At 67.8% G+C, this 20,394-nt stretch carries 18 protein-coding genes, 7 pseudogenes and 1 riboswitch; of the genes and pseudogenes, 12 read left to right on the top strand and 13 right to left on the bottom strand.

The annotated features are described in order from the left end of the window. Positions 1-348: 348 nt before the first annotated feature. A pseudogene (locus tag ABZS61_RS32145) lies at positions 349-819 on the top strand (IS630 family transposase); the annotation flags it as partial. Positions 820-1,035: 216 nt separating this feature from the next. Here the strand turns inward: ABZS61_RS32145 and ABZS61_RS32140 are convergent. Continuing rightward, entirely contained in the window at positions 1,036-2,745 is a 1,710-nt protein-coding gene (locus ABZS61_RS32140; protein WP_356429153.1) for a RecQ family ATP-dependent DNA helicase, read from the bottom strand. 346 nt (positions 2,746-3,091) lie between these two features. Between ABZS61_RS32140 and ABZS61_RS32135 the strand changes: the two genes are divergently transcribed. Beyond that, positions 3,092-4,021, top strand: a complete 930-nt coding sequence (locus ABZS61_RS32135) for a hypothetical protein (RefSeq protein ID WP_356429150.1) — start codon at positions 3,092-3,094, stop codon at positions 4,019-4,021. On the opposite strand, the pseudogene ABZS61_RS32130 reads toward ABZS61_RS32135, so the two are convergent. Continuing rightward, positions 3,904-4,719: pseudogene (locus ABZS61_RS32130) on the bottom strand (DNA helicase); the annotation flags it as partial. The gene ABZS61_RS32135 and the pseudogene ABZS61_RS32130 sit on opposite strands and share 118 nt — an antisense overlap. A gap of 36 nt (positions 4,720-4,755) precedes the next feature. On the opposite strand from ABZS61_RS32130, the gene ABZS61_RS32125 reads away from it, so the two are divergent. The 3 genes from ABZS61_RS32125 (at position 4,756) to ABZS61_RS32115 (ending at position 7,526) form a co-directional block, all read left to right on the top strand. After that, positions 4,756-5,154 carry a hypothetical protein gene (locus ABZS61_RS32125; RefSeq protein WP_356429241.1) on the top strand — a complete coding sequence of 133 codons (399 nt, stop codon included), beginning with the start codon at positions 4,756-4,758 and terminating at the stop codon, positions 5,152-5,154. 181 nt (positions 5,155-5,335) lie between these two features. Further along, positions 5,336-5,887 carry an SUKH-4 family immunity protein gene (locus ABZS61_RS32120; RefSeq protein WP_356429147.1) on the top strand — a complete coding sequence of 184 codons (552 nt, stop codon included), beginning with the start codon at positions 5,336-5,338 and terminating at the stop codon, positions 5,885-5,887. 379 nt (positions 5,888-6,266) lie between these two features. Next, positions 6,267-7,526 (top strand): serine hydrolase domain-containing protein, encoded by a 1,260-nt coding sequence (locus ABZS61_RS32115; RefSeq protein ID WP_356429144.1) that lies wholly within the window; start codon positions 6,267-6,269, stop codon positions 7,524-7,526. A 564-nt stretch (positions 7,527-8,090) separates the two neighbouring features. Here ABZS61_RS32115 and ABZS61_RS32110 read toward each other — a convergent pair. Beyond that, positions 8,091-8,228 (bottom strand): annotated as a pseudogene (locus tag ABZS61_RS32110) (IS3 family transposase); the annotation flags it as partial. Positions 8,229-8,299: 71 nt separating this feature from the next. On the opposite strand from ABZS61_RS32110, the pseudogene ABZS61_RS32105 reads away from it, so the two are divergent. From ABZS61_RS32105 to ABZS61_RS32095, 3 genes and pseudogenes are all read left to right on the top strand, one after another. Continuing rightward, a pseudogene (locus ABZS61_RS32105) lies at positions 8,300-9,060 on the top strand (IS5 family transposase). A gap of 150 nt (positions 9,061-9,210) precedes the next feature. Beyond that, positions 9,211-9,633, top strand: a complete 423-nt coding sequence (locus ABZS61_RS32100; protein ID WP_356429141.1) for a hypothetical protein — start codon at positions 9,211-9,213, stop codon at positions 9,631-9,633. A 195-nt stretch (positions 9,634-9,828) separates the two neighbouring features. Continuing rightward, a pseudogene (locus tag ABZS61_RS32095) lies at positions 9,829-9,960 on the top strand (transposase); the annotation flags it as partial. 150 nt (positions 9,961-10,110) lie between these two features. Here ABZS61_RS32095 and ABZS61_RS32090 read toward each other — a convergent pair. The 4 genes and pseudogenes from ABZS61_RS32090 to ABZS61_RS32075 all read right to left on the bottom strand — a co-directional run. Beyond that, a pseudogene (locus tag ABZS61_RS32090) lies at positions 10,111-10,542 on the bottom strand (hypothetical protein); the annotation flags it as partial. Positions 10,543-10,828: 286 nt separating this feature from the next. Beyond that, positions 10,829-11,233, bottom strand: coding sequence for an NUDIX hydrolase (locus ABZS61_RS32085; RefSeq protein WP_356429138.1), 405 nt, complete (start codon positions 11,231-11,233; stop codon positions 10,829-10,831). Between the two features lie 104 nt (positions 11,234-11,337). Further along, positions 11,338-11,752, bottom strand: a pseudogene (locus ABZS61_RS32080) (pyridine nucleotide-disulfide oxidoreductase); the annotation flags it as partial. Positions 11,753-11,793: 41 nt separating this feature from the next. Continuing rightward, positions 11,794-12,759 carry a pirin family protein gene (locus ABZS61_RS32075; RefSeq protein WP_356429136.1) on the bottom strand — a complete coding sequence of 322 codons (966 nt, stop codon included), beginning with the start codon at positions 12,757-12,759 and terminating at the stop codon, positions 11,794-11,796. Between the two features lie 123 nt (positions 12,760-12,882). On the opposite strand from ABZS61_RS32075, the gene ABZS61_RS32070 reads away from it, so the two are divergent. Both ABZS61_RS32070 and ABZS61_RS32065 read left to right on the top strand, forming a co-directional pair. Further along, entirely contained in the window at positions 12,883-13,239 is a 357-nt protein-coding gene (locus ABZS61_RS32070) for a tetratricopeptide repeat protein (protein WP_356429133.1), read from the top strand. Positions 13,240-13,457: 218 nt separating this feature from the next. Next, positions 13,458-14,363, top strand: a complete 906-nt coding sequence (locus tag ABZS61_RS32065) for a DUF2199 domain-containing protein (RefSeq protein ID WP_356429131.1) — start codon at positions 13,458-13,460, stop codon at positions 14,361-14,363. Positions 14,364-14,428: 65 nt separating this feature from the next. Here the strand turns inward: ABZS61_RS32065 and ABZS61_RS32060 are convergent, their stop codons facing one another. Next, a complete protein-coding gene (locus ABZS61_RS32060; protein WP_356429128.1) occupies positions 14,429-15,139 on the bottom strand; it encodes a TetR/AcrR family transcriptional regulator in 711 nt (236 codons plus the stop codon). A gap of 109 nt (positions 15,140-15,248) precedes the next feature. Further along, positions 15,249-16,004: an SDR family oxidoreductase gene (locus ABZS61_RS32055; RefSeq protein WP_356429125.1), complete on the bottom strand. Its 756-nt coding sequence runs from the start codon at positions 16,002-16,004 to the stop codon at positions 15,249-15,251. Between the two features lie 145 nt (positions 16,005-16,149). Here ABZS61_RS32055 and ABZS61_RS32050 point away from each other — a divergent pair, with 145 nt between their 5' ends. Then, positions 16,150-16,665 carry a GNAT family N-acetyltransferase gene (locus tag ABZS61_RS32050; protein WP_356429122.1) on the top strand — a complete coding sequence of 172 codons (516 nt, stop codon included), beginning with the start codon at positions 16,150-16,152 and terminating at the stop codon, positions 16,663-16,665. Positions 16,666-16,786: 121 nt separating this feature from the next. Here the strand turns inward: ABZS61_RS32050 and ABZS61_RS32045 are convergent, their stop codons facing one another. Further along, positions 16,787-17,560 (bottom strand): CbtA family protein, encoded by a 774-nt coding sequence (locus tag ABZS61_RS32045; protein ID WP_356429119.1) that lies wholly within the window; start codon positions 17,558-17,560, stop codon positions 16,787-16,789. A 27-nt stretch (positions 17,561-17,587) separates the two neighbouring features. Then, positions 17,588-17,803, bottom strand: a complete 216-nt coding sequence (locus ABZS61_RS32040; RefSeq protein WP_329204930.1) for a CbtB-domain containing protein — start codon at positions 17,801-17,803, stop codon at positions 17,588-17,590. A 44-nt stretch (positions 17,804-17,847) separates the two neighbouring features. Further along, positions 17,848-17,945, bottom strand: a riboswitch (adenosylcobalamin (AdoCbl) riboswitch). Positions 17,946-18,080: 135 nt separating this feature from the next. On the opposite strand from ABZS61_RS32040, the gene ABZS61_RS32035 reads away from it, so the two are divergent. After that, positions 18,081-18,674 (top strand): histidine phosphatase family protein, encoded by a 594-nt coding sequence (locus ABZS61_RS32035; RefSeq protein ID WP_356429115.1) that lies wholly within the window; start codon positions 18,081-18,083, stop codon positions 18,672-18,674. Here the strand turns inward: ABZS61_RS32035 and ABZS61_RS32030 are convergent. Both ABZS61_RS32030 and ABZS61_RS32025 read right to left on the bottom strand, forming a co-directional pair. Further along, positions 18,598-19,308 (bottom strand): 4'-phosphopantetheinyl transferase superfamily protein, encoded by a 711-nt coding sequence (locus ABZS61_RS32030; RefSeq protein ID WP_356429112.1) that lies wholly within the window; start codon positions 19,306-19,308, stop codon positions 18,598-18,600. The two genes, ABZS61_RS32035 and ABZS61_RS32030, sit on opposite strands and share 77 nt — an antisense overlap. Next, complete coding sequence (locus ABZS61_RS32025) at positions 19,305-20,210, bottom strand: metallophosphoesterase (RefSeq protein WP_356429109.1); 906 nt, start codon at positions 20,208-20,210, stop codon at positions 19,305-19,307. Before ABZS61_RS32025 ends, ABZS61_RS32030 begins: the two co-directional genes overlap by 4 nt. Positions 20,211-20,394: the final 184 nt, after the last annotated feature.

Here is a 20,394-nt window from a genome sequence, read left to right as displayed (position 1 = left end):
TGAGCAGCCATGCCCTCAACCACTTCGACTCACGGCCCACCCCGCCTGGGGGCGGTATACGGGCGTCCGCCTACCGCCACCGATTGACGGCCCCCAGGAAAGGCAAAACTCCATGACCGTACCCACCCCCACGCGCGTGCGTACCTCGCACCGAGGGGCCGTGGGAGCAACCACCACGTGTTCCACCGGGAACCCGCCAAAACCCCAGGTCACAGCATTCTGGTGACTAACGCGGCGCCAGAACGCCACACAACCGCCACACCGAATCGACGTGCGCGAGCCCGCGGAAACAGCGCCGCAGGGCAGAACGTTTCCGCAGGGTGTGAAACTGGTGGGGCGGGTGGGACCTACATCCGCGCCGGCACCACCACCTTGTTCGCGGCTCTGGAAGTGGCAACAGGCAGAGTGATCGGCTCACTGCACCGGCGCCATCCGGCAGCTGAGTTCAAGAAGTTCCTGGCAAAGGTCGACAAGGAAGTGCCGGCCGGTCTCGAGGTGCACCTGATCCTCGACAACTACGCGACGCACAAGACACCGGCGGTCAAGAAGTGGTTGCTGGCACACCCTCGATTCCACCTGCACTTCACACCCACCAGCTCGTCCTGGCTGAACCTGGTGGAGCGATGGTTCGCCGAGCTCACGCAGAAGAAGCTCAAGCGTGGCGTCCACCGTTCCGTCCAAGCACTCGAACGCGACATCCGGGCCTGGGTTGCGGACTGGAACGACCACCCACGGCCCTTCATTTGGACCAAGACCGCCGACGAGATCCTCGACAAGGTCGCCAGCTACTGCCAGCGAATCTCTGACTCAGGTCACTAGGGTCTCTTGTTCGGATCAGGCCGGGTCAGGGAGCGGGGTCTGGTGCTGTGCCTCGCAAGGCGGAGGAGGGAGGCGACGCGGAGCGTGGGCGACTGACGACAACGCCGCGAGCCCGGCATGACCCGAACGAGAGGCCCAGCCGGAGCGGGCCCGCGATCCCGGGCTGCGGGGCGAGTGCCCGCGGCCCGGCCCGTGGTCCGCGCCGGCCGCGGGCCTTCAGCGCAACGTCAGCAAGCCGTTCTGTTCGACCACGTCCAGGGAGAGCGTGCGGTAGCCGGCCTTCTCGAACAGCACGGTCAGCCGACGGCCGTCCTGGCTCATCACCGAACCGTCCCCCCACTGACCGTGCCGGACCCGGGCGCCGAGCCGGAAGGGGTGCGGGGTGTCGTCGGCGCGGCTCACCTCCTGCGGGGCCACCGGTCCGCCGGTGCCGGCCAGCACCCCCGCAGCCGCCTTCGGGCCGTCCGGGGAGAGTGCTGCGGCCTCGCAGCGGTCGCAGGAGCCGCAGGACCCCCCGGCTTCCGGTTCCTGCCCGAAGTAGCCGAGCAGGAACCGCCGCCGGCAGCCCGTGTTCTCCGCGTAGCCTCGCATCATGTCGACCCGCGATTGCTCCAGCTGCTGGTGTGCGTCACCGAGTTCGACGGCCTTGCGGGCGGCCTCCGCCGGATCGGCGGCGCCGGTGGTCTCCAGGTCTCCCGATTCGGTGGTGCGTACCGCTTCGACCTGTTCCAGTAGATTGACGACGGCCGTCAGCCGGCTGGCCGTCAGGCCCGTCTCGCTGCGCAGATCGCTCGGCCGGACCGGGCCAGCATGTTCCTCGAGTGTGCCGGCTACCTGGGAGACGGTGTCCGGGTCGGGGCGTCCGGCGGCGAAGAACCGCTGCATGCCGAGGTCCTGCGACCGGTAGGCGAGGATCGCTCGGGCCGGCTTCCCGTCCCGTCCGGCGCGGCCTATCTCCTGGTAGTAGGCGTCCAGGGAGCCGGGCACCGAGGCGTGCAGCACGAACCGGACGTCCGGCTTGTCGATGCCCATCCCGAAGGCGGAGGTGGCCACCACCACGTCCAGCTCCCCCGCGAGAAAACGGTCGTGCACCGCGCCGCGTTCCTTGGCGGGCAGGCCGGCGTGGTACGCCGCCACGCCCAGCCCCAGGTCGCCCAGCTCGCGGGCGTACTCCTCGGACTCCTTGCGGGTCGCCGCGTAGACCAGCCCGGGCTTGGGTTCGGCGGCGGCGCGTTCGACCACCGCCCGGCGCTTGTCTGCGGCGCTCCGGAAGGGGATGACCTCCAGGTGGATGTTGGGCCGGTCGAAGCCGGTGACCACCTCCCGCACGTCGCGCATGCCGAGCCGCTGGACGATGTCCGCCCGCACCGGGGCGGCGGCGCTCGCCGTGAGGGCGAGCACCGGCGGGCGGCCGATCCGGTCGATCACCTGGCCCAGCCGCAGGTACTCGGGCCGGAAGTCGTGCCCCCAGGTCGACACGCACTGTGCCTCGTCCACGACGAACAGCGCGGGCCGTGCCGCCGCGAGCTGCTCGACGACCTCGTCCTTGGCCAGCTGCTCCGGGGCGAGGAAGACGAAGTCGACGTCTCCTTCGCTGATCCGGTCCCACACCGCGTCGTTCTCGCCGCGGCTCTGGGTGGAGTTCACGGCCGCGGCGTCCGCACCGGCCCGTCTCAACAGGCCGCTCACCTGGTCCCGTTGCAGGGCGATCAGAGGGGAGACGACGACGGTGGGGCCGGACAGAAGTACCCCGGGCAACTGGTAGACGGCGGACTTCCCTGCGCCGGTCGGCATCACCACGAGAGTGTCGCGCTGTTCCATGACCGACTTCATCGCCCGCAACTGCTCCGGGCGCAGCCGCTCCCATCCGAACACCTTGCGCGCACTGCGCTGCAGTCGCCGGGACAACGCGCTGAAGGTGAACATGGTGCTCCTCGAGGGCTGTGGGATCGGCCCGGGCGGCAAAAGCGCCGTCCGGGTGACCTCCGACTACCCCGCGTCCGCCACCTCACGGCACCGAATGCGGCCGATCCCGTCGGCCGCCCGCGCGACAGCTCGCCCGCCCCGGACTGTGCGCGCGAGCGGCACGCCGCACCGCCGAACCACTTCCCGACGCTGGGCGTGCTGCCATTGTTGGCGTAGTCGGGTGTCGGGGGCTGCGCGAACCGGGTGCCGGGTCCCCATTCTGGCCTGGTCCTCCGTGTGGGTCCTCTACCTCGCTGTGACGATGAGCGCAGGGGGCTCCGGTTGGACGACGAGGCGCGGCACACCGATGGACACCGGCGACGACGTAGAGGCAAATCCCTCAGAGTCCGGGCGGCACGGACGGAAGTGGAAGACGGTTGAGCGGTTGCTGGGGGCGCCGGCAGCACTGATCGCCGTGATCGGTGGCGCACTGTTGGTGTTCCAACGGGCGACCGAGGACTCACCTGTGGAGAAGGAAGAGAATCTGGTCGAGCAGCTGATGCCAGGGCTGACCTTGGACCGTGCGACCGAGATCATGGACGACAAGCCGCACTACACGCAACGGCTGGCATCCGGCAACAGGGTCTATCAGTACAACCGGAAATGGGAGCGCATCCAGCTCTTGGTGGACCCGCATAACATCAGCGTGCTGTCTGTGGGGATCTTTGCGGACAGCACAGACTTCCACCCCTCGTTCCCGCTCGGACAGAAGGAACAGCTGACGCTCAACCGCACGCTGTACGACGAGATCGGCGAGCCTTTCGTCCTTTTCGGCGACTGCAGGGCACACTCCGGCAGCTACTTTGAGGCTCACTCGCTCCTGCAGACAGGCCCTGCAGCCATCGTCGCCGCCGGCATCCATCAGTCCTTCAGGGGTGACAGTGACACGAACCCCGCGTGCGGATTCCAGAATGTCCCGGACGACTGTGTCCCTCACGACTTCAAACAAGCCGAAGCCTCGACCGGCGACCACACCACGTGTCTGACATCCGCTCCCGAAGGCGCCTTCCGCGGAAGTACTTCCATCGCCGCGTTCGTTGCCACGAAGCAGGTCGAACTGTCGGACGACATCACGACGGATGGCCTTGGGGTCGACGTCGTGCTCCCGGGCGAGGGCCTTCACCGCGGCGCCGTCGTTCTCGTAGGCGGCGACGATGGCGGCAGCCTGTTCGGAGTCGAGGCGGGCTGGTCTCCCCAGCACCTTGCCTGCGCGGGTGCTCGGGTGACTGCGACGTAGGCGAGTCGGGCTTCGGCCTTGTCGATGAGGCCGGGGATGGGCCGGCCGTTGTCGTCCTTCGCGTTGCTGTCGCGGGGTGGGGTGAAGTCGTCTGCGATCCTGACGCTCCCCCATTGGCGGCCTTTGGCTTTGTGGGCGGTCGAGATGGTGACGTCAGCGGCTTCCTCGCTGTCGAGGCGGTGTACGGCGTTCAGGATGGCGTCGGTGCCGTGGGTGTCGACCAGGTCGACGAGCGGCTGGAGGCCTCCTCCGGCGGGGTCGTTTCCTGCGTAGTCCTGTAGGTCGCCCCATGGGGGGAAGAGGAGGAGCTCGGGGTGGGAGGTGCGTCGGCCCGCTCTGAGGTCGTCGGCCGCGCGAGCGAGTGCTCGCAGCGATTCCCCTCCCCCGGTCAGAGCTACCCGGAGCTCTGCTTCGAGCAGTTGCATGACTTCGTGCCCGGCGCCGACGTTGATGCGGCACAGGATGGCATCGGGTTGTTCGGTCGGCCCGAGGGTGGTGGGGATGGTTTCGGTGCCCGCCAGACGCAGGGGTGCGTCGGCGATGGCGAGCCAGCGGTTGGCCTCGGTGGCGAGTCTGGGGCCGAAGCGGAACGACTTGGACAGGGTGAGAGCCGTGCCACGGAAGGTGGTCATGATGTCGCGGGCGCCGCGCCATTGGTAGATGGCTTGGGCTGAGTCTCCGACCATGACGACCTGGGCATCGCCGCGGGCACCGCCACCGCCGACGTGGTTGGCATGATCTTCACCTTTGGTACGAGCGCCATTGTGAGTGCTGTTGCGCTCGCCGCCTGCCGCATCGCGTTGCACGAAGCCATCGACTACGGCGTGACGAAGAACAACTTCGACGAGAAGAAGTCGCTGCACAAGGCCGGCGGCCCCAAGCGGCGCGGTTCGGTCCGCAAGGACAGCCGCAGCTGGCCCGGTACGCCCGCAACGACTACGAGGGGAACAATTACGCGGCTGGCCGCTATATCGACCTCGACGGCCGCGGTGAAAGCATCCTCGTTGGATACAGCAAGAACAGCATGCACTCGGAAGTCCATCGGGTATCCCCTCCTGCACAACGAGAAACAGGCAGGTCTCAGGAGGTCTTCACAGAACGGGAACCCTGCCAGAAGCGTCCCAGATTCGTGAAGCCTGGCTGGACAATTGCTTCAAGAAGACCAAGACCGTTCACCACGCGAACGATTACGACCAGTCCGCGCCGCGGCACAAACGCGACGTCGAGCACCAGAAGTACATGAATGAGCTCAGGACCCATCATGGCCGCTAGCATTGATCACCGGTTGCCCTCCCGGAACGCAAAGGTCTCAGCATGAACTTCGCCGTCACCGCGGACGAGGTACGCGCCGCATTCGGACTGACGGGCGTCGTCCACTTACCCCGCTACGACACCCCGCACAACCGCGTCGACGCCCGCACCGCACTCCTGCTGAGCACGGTCGGCCTCCCCGACGCCGAGTGGTTCATGTCGAAGGCGAGTCTCCGCACAGACGACTCCATCGACCTCGCCGAGTGGTACGGCAGCCGGGGAACCGTACCCAAGGAGTGTCATGACTGGCTCGTACTCGGCCTCTTCGCCGAAACCACGCTCGCGCTCGCCCCGGACACTGGAACCGTCTATGCCCTCGGCGACGGCGAGGCCGAGCTGTCCTACAACCCGATCCACCGCGATGTGGAATCCCTCGTGTACGCGCTGACCAAGTTCGAGGCTCTGCGCCAAGAACTCGAGGAAGACGACGAGGACACCGAAGGCCGCGTAGATGCCTTGCACGCTGAGATCACCGAGTTCGACCCGCTCCCGTTCGCGGACGAAGACTCACAGTGGAACCTCGCCTTCGAAGAGGTCATCGACGGTACCTGGTAGGCCCGGTTCCCTTCGGAAACCCGGTCAGGCCAGGGCGCGCCCTAGCCTAGGTCTGTGCTGAGCCGAACAGCCCACTCAGTCCGCCTCGCGTGCCGGGGCAGGCCCGCCTCGCCACTCGCCACCGCGCGCTCCGCCCGGTGAAGAACGGCTTGCGGCTCCAACCGGCTGCTAGCCCATCCGAGCCGCGGTTGCCTGCCGACGAGTACACCGCTTTGAGCGCCACCCGAGCCATAGAGAGCCGCCGGGCGGAACCGGACTGTCCGGGTGCTGTACCCCTTGTGTTTGGAACCGTTACGGCTGTCCGGGACTCCCTTTCCATGGTGCCCATGGTCGATCACTGTCGTGGTGCCGTACCGATCCAGCCGAGGAAGAACCGAGGATGACTGTGCCCCTGTTGTCACACCGACGTCTGACCGTGAGTACCGCTTTGATCGCCGCTCTCGCCGGTGGTCTCGCTCCCGCCACCAGCGCGTCCGCAGCCCCGGCCGCCACCCAAGCCCAGGCGCCCGCGCCCGATATGGTCGGCGTCGTCGCCGCACTTGAGTCCGCGATGGCCAACGGGGCGCCGGGCGCGATGGCCCGCTACTCCGGCCCGGACGGGGTCAAGGCAAGGGCTGTCGGAGTCCGTGACCGGGAGTCCGGCGCGGCTATGGACACTAAGGCGCGGTTCCGGGTCGGCAGTGTCAGCAAGACGTTCTCCGGCGTCGTGCTGCTCCAGCTGGTGGAAGAGGGACGACTGAAGCTGGACGCGCCCGTCAACACCTATCTCGAAGGGCTGCTGCCCGACGACCGGATCACGGTCCGTCATCTCCTCACCCATCGCAGCGGCTTGGCCGACTACACCAACGCCATGTTCAACCAGACCGTGCCGGGCTTCGAGGCCGTACGAAACCGGGTGTTCAGCTACCAGGAGCTGGTCGACCTCTCACTCGCCGAACCCCGGACCACCGAGCCCGGCGCCGCGTACAAGTACTCGAACGCCAACTTCGTCGTCGTCGGCATGCTCATCGAGAAGCTGACCGGGCGCCCGGTGGCCGACGCCTACCAGCGACGCATCATCAAGCCACTGGGGCTGCGCAAGACCGCGTACGTCCACCCCGACACGCGCATCAAGGGCACCCACGTGCGCGGCTACCTGCACCCCGACGAGGCTGGTGCGCCCCTCGTCGACTCCACCGAGCAGACCGTTTCCTGGGCACAGTCCGCCGGCGCCGTCATCTCCAGCCCCGCCGACCTCAACACCTTCACCAGCGCCCTGATGCGCGGCCGGCTGCTGTCCCCAGCGACGCTGGAGGCGATGACCACGGTGACGCCGACGGACGCCACCAACACCCGGTTCTACGGCCTCGGTCTGCGCCGCTACGACCTGACGTGCGGCACCCAGGTGTACGGCCACACCGGCACCGTCCAAGGCTTTTACACCTACGCCTTCTCCACCCGCGACGGCCGCCGAAGCCTTTCGGCGGTGGCCAACACCTCCAACCACGGCGCCGCGAACACCGCGCTGGGCGGAACACTGGAAGCCGCCTTCTGCGGCAAGCAGCCGACACCCGCCTCGACCGCCCGCTCCACGGCACCCTCCGCCTCCCCTGACCAAGCACCGCAGCCCGCTGAGCGTGACCTGCCCGAGCGCTACTGAGGTCTGGCACGACCGGCCGACCCACCCCGCGGGTCGGCCGGTCCAGTAGGGCTCCACTGACAGGGAACAGACCACACGACCGGCGTGGCACTTTTGAGCCACAAGGCTCTGATCCCTGATCTGCCAAAAGGAGAACACTGGCGGATGACAGCAGCCTTGTGGTGCGGATTTGCGCTCATAGAAGCCTCAGCCCGATGGCTAGATCGAGAGTGGTACTCCTCTGTCGATCCCGGCCATGCTGAGCGCGCAATTCTTCCAAGATCGACAGGCTTGCGAAGAAGATCGAGAACGAGGTACCGGAGGAGCTGTGGGACCGGGCATGGCGTCTGGTTCCGGACGCGCTGTACTGGGTTCCCCTGAAGATCGACCAGTTAGTGGAGGGACACCCGACGCCCGATGACGAGGAGACCGAGGGCCCGCGAGCCATGCACTGATGCCGGGAACCGAAGGCCTGAAGTGTTGGCGTGCCGATGCGCTGCGGATGCTGGGGTGCGTGTGGATAGCCACCGTGCGGCAGTTGTTCGTGGGGCGGGATGGCTCCGATCGCGGTGTGGAGACGCTGGTTACGGTGCAGCGGGCCACCGGTATGCCTTCGCGGTGCAGCTGTCTCCAAACCTTCCGCGCCCCGTAGACGCTGACATTATGGGCGTGGACGCGGCTGATCTGCGTCTTCAGCTCCGTGTCCCGCACCGACCGTGCACTGGGCGCGCCCGCTTCCTGGCGGCGTAGTGAGACCATGTCCTACATGGTGAGGCTGGGTAGCCCTCCTCAACATGGGTCAGAGGACGTGGAGTTGGATTGTTCCGGACGGGCTGTGGGAGATCGCCAGGCCGTTGATTCCGGCGGATCGGGTGCGGCCGCAGGGTGGCGGAAAGCAGAACACGCCTGATGAGACGCTGTTTGCCGCGATCATCTACGTCGACGGTGCACCGGCACGGTTCATGATCTGGTCGAGAGCCGGTACGTGGGGTCGGCTGCGCGAGGCGGTTGTGCACCGGCTGGACGAAGCCGGCCTCGTCGATGTCTCCCGTGTCGTGCTGGACTCCGCGCACGTCCGGGCAAAAAATGGGGCCAACACACAGGTCTGAGCCCCGTGGACGGAGGCAAGCCGGGTTCCAAGATGCACGACCTGTCGGCCGCGAACGGACTGCCCCTCATTGTCGGTCTCTCCGCCGCCAACGTCCACGACAGCCTCGCGCTGAAACCCATGGTCGAGGGTCACCAAACGAGACATGACCCCTACCGCGGACGCCACTTCAAGCCACAACGCCTTCACGCCGACAAGGCCTACGATATCCCTCGCCTGCGGCGATGACTCTGGGGCAAGCACATCGGGGTCCGCATCGCCCGCAAGGGTGTCGAGTCCAGCGAACGATTAGGGCGCCGCAGGTGGGTGATCGAGCGGACGATGTCGTGGCTGACGGGCTACCGCAGCAGCCCCCGTTACGAGCGCCAACCCGCCAACTACCTGGCCTTTCTCGGCCTCGCCGCAGCCCTCTGCTGCTACAAACGGCTCATCAAACTCACCATGTAGGACGGTCTTAACCGCCGTACCGCCGTACCGCCGTCCGAAGCCGTAGACCGTTAACAAGTGATCAAAGTCACACAAATGTTCGGATCTAGTTAACGACGATCGGTTTCTGCCAAGCTGCGGATCGTCCCACCCATCCACGGGAGGTTCCACTTGAAGAAGAAGATTGCCGTTGCAATAGCCGCCACCGCACTTACCTTGTTTGCGAATGCTTCCCCCGCCAGCGCAGACGTCGTAAGAAACGAGGGGTTTGTCGCGATTCGCACTTCGGCGGGTTACGAACTCTGTGTTGGCGTGATGGAAGGTCGGGATCCGTTCGACTCAAACTCCGACCAAAAGGCACGCTTTAAAGCTTACGCTGGCACCGGCTGTCAGGGATGGCTGGAGCGAAAGCGCTACAACGCTGACGGTAGCGTCCAGTACAACTGGACAAAGGTTTCTGACTACTACTGGTTCTCCGACGGTCAGGCATGGAAAGAAACCGGCTTTCACTGGAACGGCACCAATGCAGGTTCTCGTGTCTGCGTCCTCGACACCTCTGTCGGCAAGAAGGAATGTTCAACTGGCGTCTGGTAACGACGCCCTAGCCTGAGGGCAGGAGGGCTCTTCCCTTACGGGAGGAGCCCGTCCCTTTTGGAAGCGGCCATCGGTCTGGCCCTCGCCGGCCGGGCCGGTGCCCGGCTGGCACGGGTCTTTGGCGCGTCCGTCAGCCGCAGCACGATCTTGCGTCTGCTCGACACGTTGCCCGACCCGGACGCGCCGGCCCCGCGGGTGGTCGGTGTCGATGAATACGCGACGCGCAAAGGGCAGGTCTACGGCACGGTGCTGGTCGACTGCGAGACCCGTCGGCCGGTGGACCTGTTGCCTGACCGGGAGGCGTCCAGCCTGGCCGAGTGGCTGGCGAAGCGGCCAGGGATCGAGGTGGTCTGTCGGGACCGAGATCCGTTCTTCGCGGAAGGCGCCACAGCCGGGGCCGTTCGCGTCTGTGCGAACGACGTAGCCGCCCAGCCCTCCCTTGGCGTTCTTCGCCCAGCTGTCGGTGCGGGGGCTCTTGCGGGTGAGGCGTCGGGTCATCATGGTGATGGGTGCCCAGTTCAGGTGGGCTTCGGAGTGCTGCGGGAGACGTTCGTAGTCGCGAGCGTTGCGGCGGGCGTCCATGAGCCGGTCGCGGACCAGGTGCTCGAACTCGCGACGGTGGTCCATCAACCACGACATGCAGAACAGCCCCTGGTTGATGACGCCTGCATTCGTGCCCCTCTTGTACTCGACGATGACCGGCGACCCATTCTCGTCCAGGCCCAACGAGTCGATTCTGCCCCCGTGGATGGGTCCGGTGCTGTACTCGCTCGCCAGGAAGCGGACGCCCAGCAACGTCTCCATATGCGCCTCGACGAGGCCCCGCACGTCCGCCTCGACCTCAGCAAGACGCGGCGCGACCTCGGTCACGCCGCTATGCGTCGTGTGGAACAGCTTCAGCCCCGACACCTTCCCCTCCTCGGCTCGGAGATCCTCAACGCCGAGCAGGTGCAGGATTGTTTCCTCGAGAGCCTTCGAAGCCGTGAGACCGACGTACGGCGTGACCAGGAACCGCCTGCCTCCCCCGGCAACCGGGACCCGCGATTCCCCTATACGTCCCCCACTGAAACGACGCGAGGAACCTGCACTTCCGCAGGTCAGAAACCACGTCTCAGTGGATAGAGCAGGCGCCTTCTTAAGCCCCATCTACTGTCAGCTGTCGCTACTGTGTGCCGCACATGGGGTGGTGGCCTGCTCATCGTTGGAGCGCCGTATCCAGATGCTGCTGGACCGGTCCGAAGAGGCCGTACGGTACGTACTGCGGAATCTCGTCGTGCCTCACCCATGCAAGTTCGGCCAGTTCTTCGATGCTCCCGACAAACGCCTCGCCGCCCATGGGCCGGCACGCGATGTAGTGGACCTCCCGGCCCGTCATGGGGTGAATCCGCTGCCCCAGCGCACTGATCGGCACCACCAAGAGCCCGGTCTCCTCCCGGGTCTCCCGTACTGCGGCTTCTCCGGCAGTCTCGTCGGGCTCGATCTTCCCTGCTGGGAACTGCCATGAAAGGGCTCCTTCCGCGATGCGGCGCCGTACGAGCAGGACGTGCCGGTCCTGGACGACGATGGCGGCTGCGACTGCCCTCTGGGCATCAATCGGCACCGTAATTTCCTTCCGGTCCAAAACGCCATCGGCACCACATCGCGGTGCTGAGTCGAGCCCGGTTCCGGCGTTCGGCTCAGTGTCGGACTGTTCTGACGGGTGTCTCAGTTCGTGATGGGGAGGTCTCGCGCCGCGTAGTAGGCGTGCAGCGCGGCCTCGCTACCGGAGCCCCAGGCCGTCATGATCCGCTGGAAGCGTGCGGAGCGCAGGTCTCCGGCCACGATGACACGGGAATGCTGTTCGGCCGGTGGGCAGCAGCCGTCGGCGCCTCGGACGAGGTCGCCAGGTGGGGCAGCGGGCGCGTTCCCGATGCTGAGGTGGGCGGTATCTGCGGTGACCGTGTGCCGTGCGCCGTCCTGACTCACCGCGTCCGCGGTTACCGCGCCCCCTTCGGAGGGGGGCCAGAGTCAGGTGCTCGACGGGCAGGAACCTGATGCGGGGGTCGTTTCGGATCTCCTCGATCTTGTACGCGTCGGCCTCCGGGTAAGCCACCAGCGGGCGGGTGTCGGTGGTTGGGTGCCGCGACCGGGGCGCGCCCATCCCGGCTATATCAGTGCAGCTCAGCGCACTCTTCCCCGCGGTTTCAGCGCCACAGGCGGCAGTTCAGGAGCGGGGAGTCGGCCTCCGTCGTAACCATGCACTTCCCCGAACCGCGCACCGGCCGCCCAGTCCGCCCGCGCCCGGGCGATTTCCTCGTGGGTGCGCCCGATGAAGTTCCACCACATGACGATCTCCTCCTCGAAAGGCTCACCGCCGAGGAGCATGAGCCCGGCGTCGGAGACCGCACGCAGAGGCAGTTCGGTACGGCCGCAACCGAGATAGAGCATCGAGCCGGGCAGTACCGGGACGCCGTCGACCTCGGCCTCGCCGGACATGGACAGCACCGCATACTCGAAGTCGGGATCGAGCGGCAGGCGTGCCTCGGCACCGCCCGTCAGGGCCAGGTCCGCACCCACGATCGGTGTGTACGTCGTGCCGGGCGACGTGGCGCCGTCGAGTTCGCCGAGGATGACGGTCGCCGTGAGCCCCGGCGCGGTGACCGCGGGGAGGTCGGCGTGGTGCTGGAAGTGCGGTTCGGCGTTCCTGTGGGCGTCGGGCAGGGCCACCCACAACTGGGCTCCGTGCAGAAGCCTGGCATGTGGTTTCGGGCTCTCCTCGGAGTGGCTGATCGCCCGCCCCGAGGTCATCAGGCCCAGCTCGCGAGGGCGTACCGTCCGGAGGCTGCCCAGGCTGTCGCGGTGCAGTACTTCGCCGTCGTGCAGCCAGCTGACCGTCTGCAGGCCCATGTGGGGGTGCGGCGGTACCTGCATCCCGGGCTTGTCGGCGATGTCGTCGGGGCCGTAGTGGTCCACGAAGGCCCAGGCGCCGACCATGCGGCGGCCCAGGTTGGGCAGGAGCCGGCGGACCTCGGTGGACTCGCCGAGCTGAACGTGCCGCGGCGTGAGGAGTTCACGCACCGGCTCGGCGACGACGAAGCCCCGTCCTCCGCAGACGGAGAGTGCGGCCTGGCGATCGAGATTGCTCATGGCGCTCAACCTATTCCCGTGCGGACGCGGAGTGCCGGTCCCCACGCCGAAAATTTAGTGGAATATTAAACTACACCCTTGTGTTGACGCGTCCGCAGGACCCGATTCGCTCCAGGAGGAGAAGTGAACGACACCTACTACGAGTTCGGCACCGCAGCCGACCGCTGGGACCGTGCCCAGATGTTCTTCGATGCGAAGGAGTACCTGACGGCGGCGCGGATCCTCGACGGGCTGGTGGACGAGGCGCCGGAGCTGATCGCACCGCGGCTGCTGCTGGCGCGCGCCTACTACCACTCGGCGCGGCTCGCGAAGGCCGAGACAGAGCTGCTCACCGTCCTGGAACGCGACCCGGTCGAGGAGTACGCGCGGCTCATGCTCGGTCGGACACTGGAGCGTCAGGGTCGGTCCTCGGAAGCGGCCACGCATCTGAGGATGGCCGCGGCGCTGGCCGGGGACTTCCAGCAAAGGGATGTCCTCTAGTCCCTGATGGATCAGCGCGCGGCTGTCGATGCGCACAGAGCAAGGCTGAGGGACGCCCGCACACTGAATGTGTGCGGGCGTTTCCGATAACACGGCGAAGCGCCGTAGCTGTCGTCGTGTGTCCACCGCCAAGGATTGCGGGACAGACCTTGCCAGGGCAGGGTTTAAGGACAGACCCTGGACTTCGGGGCGGTGTGGGCGTTCCCTAGCATGGCGCTGTGACCAGCCATCTTGCCTCCTGTTCCTGCTGCGGCGACTCCCTGACGGACGAGCGGCGCATCGACGTCGGATTCAACCTGCCCGACGCCGCCCTCACTGCACCCGAAGGGGCCAGGCACCAGCTCGGCCCCTCGGCGCTGCTCCGGGTGGACGGCGTCGGCTCCTTCATCCGCTGCCTGCTGCCCGTCCGGCTGACACACGAGACCGAACTGGTCCTGGGCGTATGGCTGGAGGTCGACGAGGCCACGCTCCGGGAGGCGGACGAGCGTTGGGAGGACCGCAGTTACTCGGACCTCGCCTTCAGGGGGCTGCTCTCCAACAAGATCCGCCCCTGGGGCGACGATCTGCTGGGCGCCCCGTTCACCGCCCGGGTCGCCGACCCCGAGGAGCTTCCCCACCTCGTCGCCGGCCACCACCCGGCGGCCACCCGCGTCCTGGAGGACGTCTGGGACAGGGACCACGTGCTCAGCCGCTTCCCGCACCAGCTCCCCGTGGACGTCCGCACCGGTTTCGGCGACCGCTGGTCCGTCGTCCGCACCGCAGGCCTGACCGCCCGGGTCGTCGACGGAGCGGACCAGTTCGCCGGTCCTGACCGCAGCGCCGCCGTGACGGCGTTCACGGACGACGTCCCGGGACGTTCTCCCGAGGACTTCCTCTCCGTGCTGCTCGACGGCGCCCCTGACAAGCTTCCCGCACAGCGGCTCACCGAGCCTCTGCCCGGAGGACTCCGCCACGCCTTCTGGCTGACCCCGGACGACCACGGCCGGGAGCGGCACGAGTTCTACGGCTTCACGGTTCCGGCCGTCGGCGCCGCCGCCGGGCTGTTCTGCACCCATGCGGATTCCGCCGACCTCGCCTGGGCCCAGCAGGTCTGGCGCTCCCTCTCACGGTCAGATCATTCTTGATCCGACGACGTGTTGTACCTCCGGTGGGCATCGATGGTACGGATCGGGAGGCGGAGACCGGCCTGTCAGCCCTTCCCGTCCTTCTGCACCGCATTCGACACCCGGTCCAGCCATTCGTTCATCAGGACCGATTCCGCAGTGCTGAGGCCGGACCCCTTCGACCGATTCAGCAGAGCCCTCAACCGGACTGCGGTTGAAGGGACTTCGGCTTCCAGCGGTTCGGCGGCGCACGCTTCCGGGGTGAAGACGGCGGCGTGCACAGCATCGCGTACGCGCGTCCGCACGCTGTCGTCCGAGAAGGTCGCGGGGCGGGACACCAGCATGAGGGCGACACCTGTATTGGCCGACATGATCATCTGGGCCGCCAGTTCAGGGGTGACGCGCAACTTCCCCTGTTCCGCAGCCCGCTCGAGGTCGCGAGTCAGGATCCGGTGGGACTCGAACGCCGCGGCGGGCGGTGTGCGCATCGCCGGGGAGTTCATCAGCCGGTACAGGTTCGGGTTTCGCAGGGCGAACTCGATGTGGCTGTCCCAGCCGTTGCGGAGGTCCTCGACCGGGTCCGTGGAATCGCCGCGTTCCCGCTTCGTGGCGAGGTACGCGTCAAAGCCGTGGTCAACCACCGCCGACAGCAGCCCTTCCTTGTCCCCGAAGTGCCGGTAGAGAGCCGGTGCGCCGACCTTGGCCGCCTCACACACGGCCCGGGTGGAGATGTCCCCGTCCGGCGACGCCGCGACGAGCTCGGCGGCCACTTCGAGGATGCGCGCTCGGGTACTCACGGCACGGACGCTATCAAGCGGTGTACGGCGCGGGTCCGGCGCCCGCGCGGGAAACGGTGCCCCGTCGGAGCATGTCCGGGCGGGGCGCGGAAGAAGGCCGCACGAGGTGTCACACGATCCCCCCGTTGGCGCGCAGCACCTGGCCGTTGACCCAGCGGGCGGGGCCGGCGAGGAACGAGACGACCTCCGCGATGTCCTGCGGCGTGCCCAGCCGTTCGAGCGGCGGCTGGGCCGCCATCCTTGCGATGGTTTCCTCGTCCTTGCCGTCCAGGAACAGCGCGGTGGCGGTCGGGCCGGGGGCCACCGCGTTGACCGTGATGTCCCGGCCGCGCAGTTCGCGGGCGAGGATCAGCGTCATGGCCTCCACCGCCCCCTTGGTGGCCGCGTAGGCGCTGTATCCCGGGAGGGCGAGCGACAGCACCGAACTGGAGAAGTTGATGATCGCCCCGCCGTCGCGGAGACGGCGCGCCGCCTGCTGATCGACGACGAACGTGCCGCGGATGTTGGTGCGGTGCATCCGGTCCAGGGCGTCCAGGTCGGTATCGACCAGTGGTGCGAGCGTCATGATGCCCGCGGCATGGACGACCACGTCGATCCCCCCGAAGGCCGCCTCCGCCGCGTCGAAGAGGGCGGCCACGGCAGTCTCGTCCGCGACGTCCGCCTGAAACGCGAATCCTTCGCCACCGGCGGAGACGACAGCCTCGACTGCCGCCTCGGCCTCGGTCTTGTTGCCCGCGTAGTTGACGACGACGGCGAACCCGTCGGCCGCGAGCCGCTCGACGCTCTCACGGCCGATACCTCGTGAGCCCCCGGTGACCAGAGCGACCCTGCGCACCGCGGTGGTGCGCTGCTGTTGCTCACTCATGACCTGCTCCGTCCGTAGAGGGGCCCCGGCCGTCTCCGCGGCCCGATGACAGCAAAGCTAACATTGTTACCGTAGCGACGCTACCGAGGTCGGGTGCCGAAATTCGGGTGCGACGTCCCCTGCCGAGGTGATACTCCGGGCTGTCATGGACAACCTCATGACGACACGCCTGCTTCTGCACCCGCTGAACGCGGCCGAAGCCGCATCGGTGGAGGCGGGTGAACCGCCGGCAGGCACCTTCTGGGCACCGGGATACCCCGGGGACGGCGACCGCGGGGTCGCCCGCCGTTTCCTGGAGACCTGCGCGAACGCCGGCAGCCCTCAGCCGTTCGGCGCCTACGAGATCCGGCGCCGTGCGGACGGGCACGTGATAGGCGGTGTGGGCTTCCACGGAAAGCCGGATTCCGACGGCCGGGTGACGATCGGCTACGGCTTGATCCCCTCGGTACGCGGCCTGGGGTACGCCTCCGAAGCGCTACGGGCCCTTCTTGCCTTCGCACGTTCCCAGGGGGTCGCCTCCGTGAAGGGCGATGCCGATCTCGACAACACCCGATCGCACCACGTCATGGCAGCGGCCGGGATGCGGCTGGTCGGCGTCGACGACCGGCTCAAACACTTCCGTATCGACTGGACACGAACCGGCCGGACGCCCGACGCCTGACGTCGTACACCTGACGCTGACGCCTGGACTCCGAGCTCGCCGGTCCCGGGCCCGCACATGACGGAACCCGCCGGGAATTCCCGGCGGGTTCACTTGTCGGAAGCCCCTGCGGGCTCGAGGGTCAGCTCACGGCATCGGCCGGGCGAGGTGCCGTACGGCCTCCCGCCGACGAGGTACCGGCGGCCGGTACGAGAAGCCGCTCGGTCAGGTAGCCGAAGACGAGACCGAAGGCGGTCCAGAGCGTCGCCTGGACGGCGAGCGTGGACAGCCGGAACTCCCACAGCAGGCTGGCCGGGAAGTCCGTGCCGACCTCGTTGAACGAGGGCAGGAAGGCGTAGGCGAGTCCGATCAGCAGGACATAGCCGGCGCCTGCGGCGGTCGTCGCGTTCCAGTTGCCCAGCCGGGGTGCGAGACGTTTGCCGAGGATCACGGCGGCAACGGCCAGCAGCACGCTGAGAGCGACCATCAGGAAGAACATGCCGGTGCGCTGTCCGATGGTGTCGGGGTTGCCGACAGCCGGCGGGTTCGCCGGGTACTTCAGGAACGGCACGACGTACACCGTCAGCAAGGCGGCACCCGCGACAAGTGCGGCCGTGGCCCTGGGGCCGAAGCTGCCGATGCGGCCCCAGGCGTAGCAGAAGACGAGTGCGGCGATGCCGCCGATGGCCACGCCGAATACGAGGACACCGGTGGCGAGCCCGCCGGTGGCCTGCATCGTGCGGCTGACGAGTTCCTCGCCGCCGCCGTGGTCGTGGGTGTGTGACTCTTCCAGCGCGATGGCGGCGTCCACGCGGGACTCACCGAGGAAGTAGGCCACGGCGAGAGCGAGCGCGCCGGCCACGAGGCCGGCCAGCATGCCGCGGACGAGCAGAGCTCTGACCGATACGGAGTTCATGGAACGTTCCCCTGATTCCCGGAGTTATCAGTGGCAGGGGAATCCGAGGAGGTGGCGTCCGTCGTGGACCCACTCGTGCACGGACTCGCCCGAGAAGACCGCGGTGGCGCCCTGCTCGGCGCCGACGAAGTACAGCAGGACGAGCATCAGGATCCCGAAGAAGACAGCCCAGGGGGCAATGGCCTTCAGCGAGATGGGGGTGATCGCGGGTGCGATCGCAGCTGGGGCAGCAGAATGTGCCATGGCAGAACCTCCTGTGGGAACACGCGTCCCTGTCGTGGTGCCTGAGACGAAGGTGCCGGGTCTGACTTTCCCGCAGAACGAGCGGGTACACAGTGGCGCGACCGTGCCGGATTCTCACCGGACTTCCGTTCACACCTCGTCTTGGTTGCCGCGACCATACCGCCTGTTGCTCGGGCGCCGCCACGGTGCAACCGTCCCGGTCACGGCCCGCGGCGCGGGCCGTGTTCCCATGGGGCGCCTACGCATCGGGCAGTTGTTCAAGAAGTGGAGGCCGAGCATGACGGTACGGGTGATGTTGATCTCACCAGCCATGAATGCCGCGTCTAGAGAGGCGCGCTTCGAGGGTGACGCGCCGTTGGACGAGGCGGGTCTGCGCAGAGCCGGGGACGCCGCCGGTGACGTACCGGGAGCCGACCGGTACGTGCGCGGTCCTTCGGAGCGCTGCCGGCAGACCGCTCAGGCGCTCGGGCTCGCCGCCCGTACCGAACCCGCCCTCCACGACTGGCGCATGGGGCGCTGGAGCGGCCAACGGCTGTCGGACGTGAGCACGGCGGAACCTGACGCCGTGTCCGCCTGGCTGACCGACCCCTCGGCCGCCCAGCACGGAGGGGAGTCACTCCTGGACCTGGCCGCCCGGGTGGGCAGTTGGCTGGAGACCCTGGCCGGGGACCGCGACGTGCGGGTCATGGCCGTGGTCGAACCCGCGGTCGTCCGCGCGGCGGTGGTGCAGGCGCTGGCTCTGCCGGTCCAGGCCTTCTGGCGGCTGGACGTGCCCCCGCTCGCGCTCACCGAACTCAGCGGACGGTCGGGGCGGTGGAACCTGCGGTGCGGTCGCCCTCCGGAGGAGCGTGGGGCAGGGCGATCGCGGTGACCGCGAACCCGTCCTGGAGCCGCCACCTTCCCTCGAACGACCCCGGTATCCCGGGCGCCGTGCGGAACAGCTGCGCCGTGAAGGTGCCCCGGTTCCGAGTCCCTTCGCTCCGGCGGAACTCGATCTCCGCCTCGTCGAAGTCGAGTTCGATGCCTGTAAGCGGGTACCACGTCTTGAAGACACTCTCTTTGGCACTGAAGAGCAGCCGGTCCCAGTGGGGGGCCGCGCCGCCCGTGACCTGGCCGATCCGCCGTCTCTCCGAGGGAAGCGAGATGACCTCCCACACGTCGGCCGGCAGTGCTTCGTCCGGTTCCGCGTCGATGCCGAGGGCGCGCACTTCGGACGCCCGGGCCAGCACCGCGGCGCGGTAGCCCTCGCAGTGCGTCATGCTGCCCACGATTCCCTCGGGCCACAGGGGCACCCCCCGGTGGCCGCGCAACACAGGCGTGGGGGGCAGCCCGAGGGCCGCCATGGCCCGCCTCGCGCAGGCGCGCACGGCCGCGAACTCCTGCCTGCGCCGGTCCACGCTGCGCGCGACGAGTTCCGCTTCCTCGGGGTAGAGCGTTCCCGCCGGAGCATCCGCGTCAAAGGTGTCCGCGCAGGCGACGTACGCGGGGAGCAGTTGCTCGATCACGCCCCCTCCCCCGGCTCGCCCGGAGGGTGTTCGCCCGTGTAGGGAAGGATCTGACGCAACAGGCCGCGGGGGTGGCCACGTTTGCGCCACTCCCTGGGGTAGCCGATCGAGACCTCCTCGAAGCGCACGCCGTCGTACCAGGTCGTACGGGGAATGTGGAGGTGCCCGTAGACGACGGCGGCCACGTTGAAGCGGCGGTGCCAGTCGGCCGTCAGTTCCGTGCCGCACCACTGGGCGAACTCCGGGTACCACATGACGGATGTGGGCTCGCGCACCAGTGGCCAGTGGCCTGTGATCACCAGAGGGACGTCCGGGTCGTGCGCGGCGAGCCGTTCCTCTGTCTGCGCCACCCGCGCCCGGCACCAGTCGTCCCGGGCGGGATAGGGGTCGGGGTGGAGCAGGTACTCGTCGGTGCAGACGACTCCGGCTTCGTGCGCCTTGGCCAGGGATTCTTCCTTGGTCGTCGTTCCGGGGGCCCTGAACGTGTAGTCGTACAGCACGAACACGGGGGCGACGGCCACCGGCCCGTCCGCTCCCTGCCACCGGGGGTACGGATCCTCCGGTGTCGTCACACCGAGCTCGCGGCACACCTGAACGAGGTGTTCGTACCGCGCCTGTCCGCGCAGTCGTACGGGATCCTTGTCCACGGTCCACAGCTCGTGGTTGCCGGGGGTCCACACCACGTGGGCGAAGCGGCCCGCCAGCATCTCCAGAGCCTGCGCGACCTCATCTGCCTGTTCTGCCACGTCGCCCGCGACGATGAGCCAGTCGTCGTCGTGCGACGGGTGCAGCTTGTCGGCGATCGGACGGTTGTCGGCGATCCCGATATGGAGATCGCTGACGGCGAGAAGCCGGCCCCGCCCCGGCGGCGATTGACGGACGGGGTCGCTCAGTTGACTCATTGTTCGAATTTACCGTCCTGCTCGCTCTGCCGGGCCTCTTGCCCGCGGCGCGTCTCGGGCGCGGCGCGGCTCCTGCGGCCGACGTGGAGCGGAGCAACCCTGCGAGACCGTCGATCGACCCCGGCATGACCCCCGGAAGCCGCCACCTCGGGTCACTGTCGGAGGCGGTTCAAGCACTGCTTTC

The sequence above is a fragment of the Streptomyces sp. NPDC005566 genome (assembly GCF_040605575.1).
Lineage (GTDB): Bacteria > Actinomycetota > Actinomycetes > Streptomycetales > Streptomycetaceae > Streptomyces.
This window is presented reverse-complemented; position numbering and strand designations above follow the sequence as displayed.

What these genes read in the sequence shown, in the direction of transcription:
- ABZS61_RS32140 (WP_356429153.1), bottom strand. Translation starts at nt 2,745, where the DNA reads ATGTTCACCTTCAGCGCGTTGTCCCGGCGACTGCAGCGCAGTGCGCGC.
- ABZS61_RS32135 (WP_356429150.1), top strand. Translation starts at nt 3,092, where the DNA reads ATGGACACCGGCGACGACGTAGAGGCAAATCCCTCAGAGTCCGGGCGG.
- ABZS61_RS32125 (WP_356429241.1), top strand. Translation starts at nt 4,756, where the DNA reads ATGATCTTCACCTTTGGTACGAGCGCCATTGTGAGTGCTGTTGCGCTC.
- ABZS61_RS32120 (WP_356429147.1), top strand. Translation starts at nt 5,336, where the DNA reads ATGAACTTCGCCGTCACCGCGGACGAGGTACGCGCCGCATTCGGACTG.
- ABZS61_RS32115 (WP_356429144.1), top strand. Translation starts at nt 6,267, where the DNA reads ATGACTGTGCCCCTGTTGTCACACCGACGTCTGACCGTGAGTACCGCT.
- ABZS61_RS32075 (WP_356429136.1), bottom strand. Translation starts at nt 12,759, where the DNA reads ATGAGCAATCTCGATCGCCAGGCCGCACTCTCCGTCTGCGGAGGACGG.
- ABZS61_RS32055 (WP_356429125.1), bottom strand. Translation starts at nt 16,004, where the DNA reads ATGAGTGAGCAACAGCAGCGCACCACCGCGGTGCGCAGGGTCGCTCTG.
- ABZS61_RS32050 (WP_356429122.1), top strand. Translation starts at nt 16,150, where the DNA reads ATGGACAACCTCATGACGACACGCCTGCTTCTGCACCCGCTGAACGCG.
- ABZS61_RS32045 (WP_356429119.1), bottom strand. Translation starts at nt 17,560, where the DNA reads ATGAACTCCGTATCGGTCAGAGCTCTGCTCGTCCGCGGCATGCTGGCC.
- ABZS61_RS32040 (WP_329204930.1), bottom strand. Translation starts at nt 17,803, where the DNA reads ATGGCACATTCTGCTGCCCCAGCTGCGATCGCACCCGCGATCACCCCC.
- ABZS61_RS32035 (WP_356429115.1), top strand. Translation starts at nt 18,081, where the DNA reads ATGACGGTACGGGTGATGTTGATCTCACCAGCCATGAATGCCGCGTCT.
- ABZS61_RS32025 (WP_356429109.1), bottom strand. Translation starts at nt 20,210, where the DNA reads ATGAGTCAACTGAGCGACCCCGTCCGTCAATCGCCGCCGGGGCGGGGC.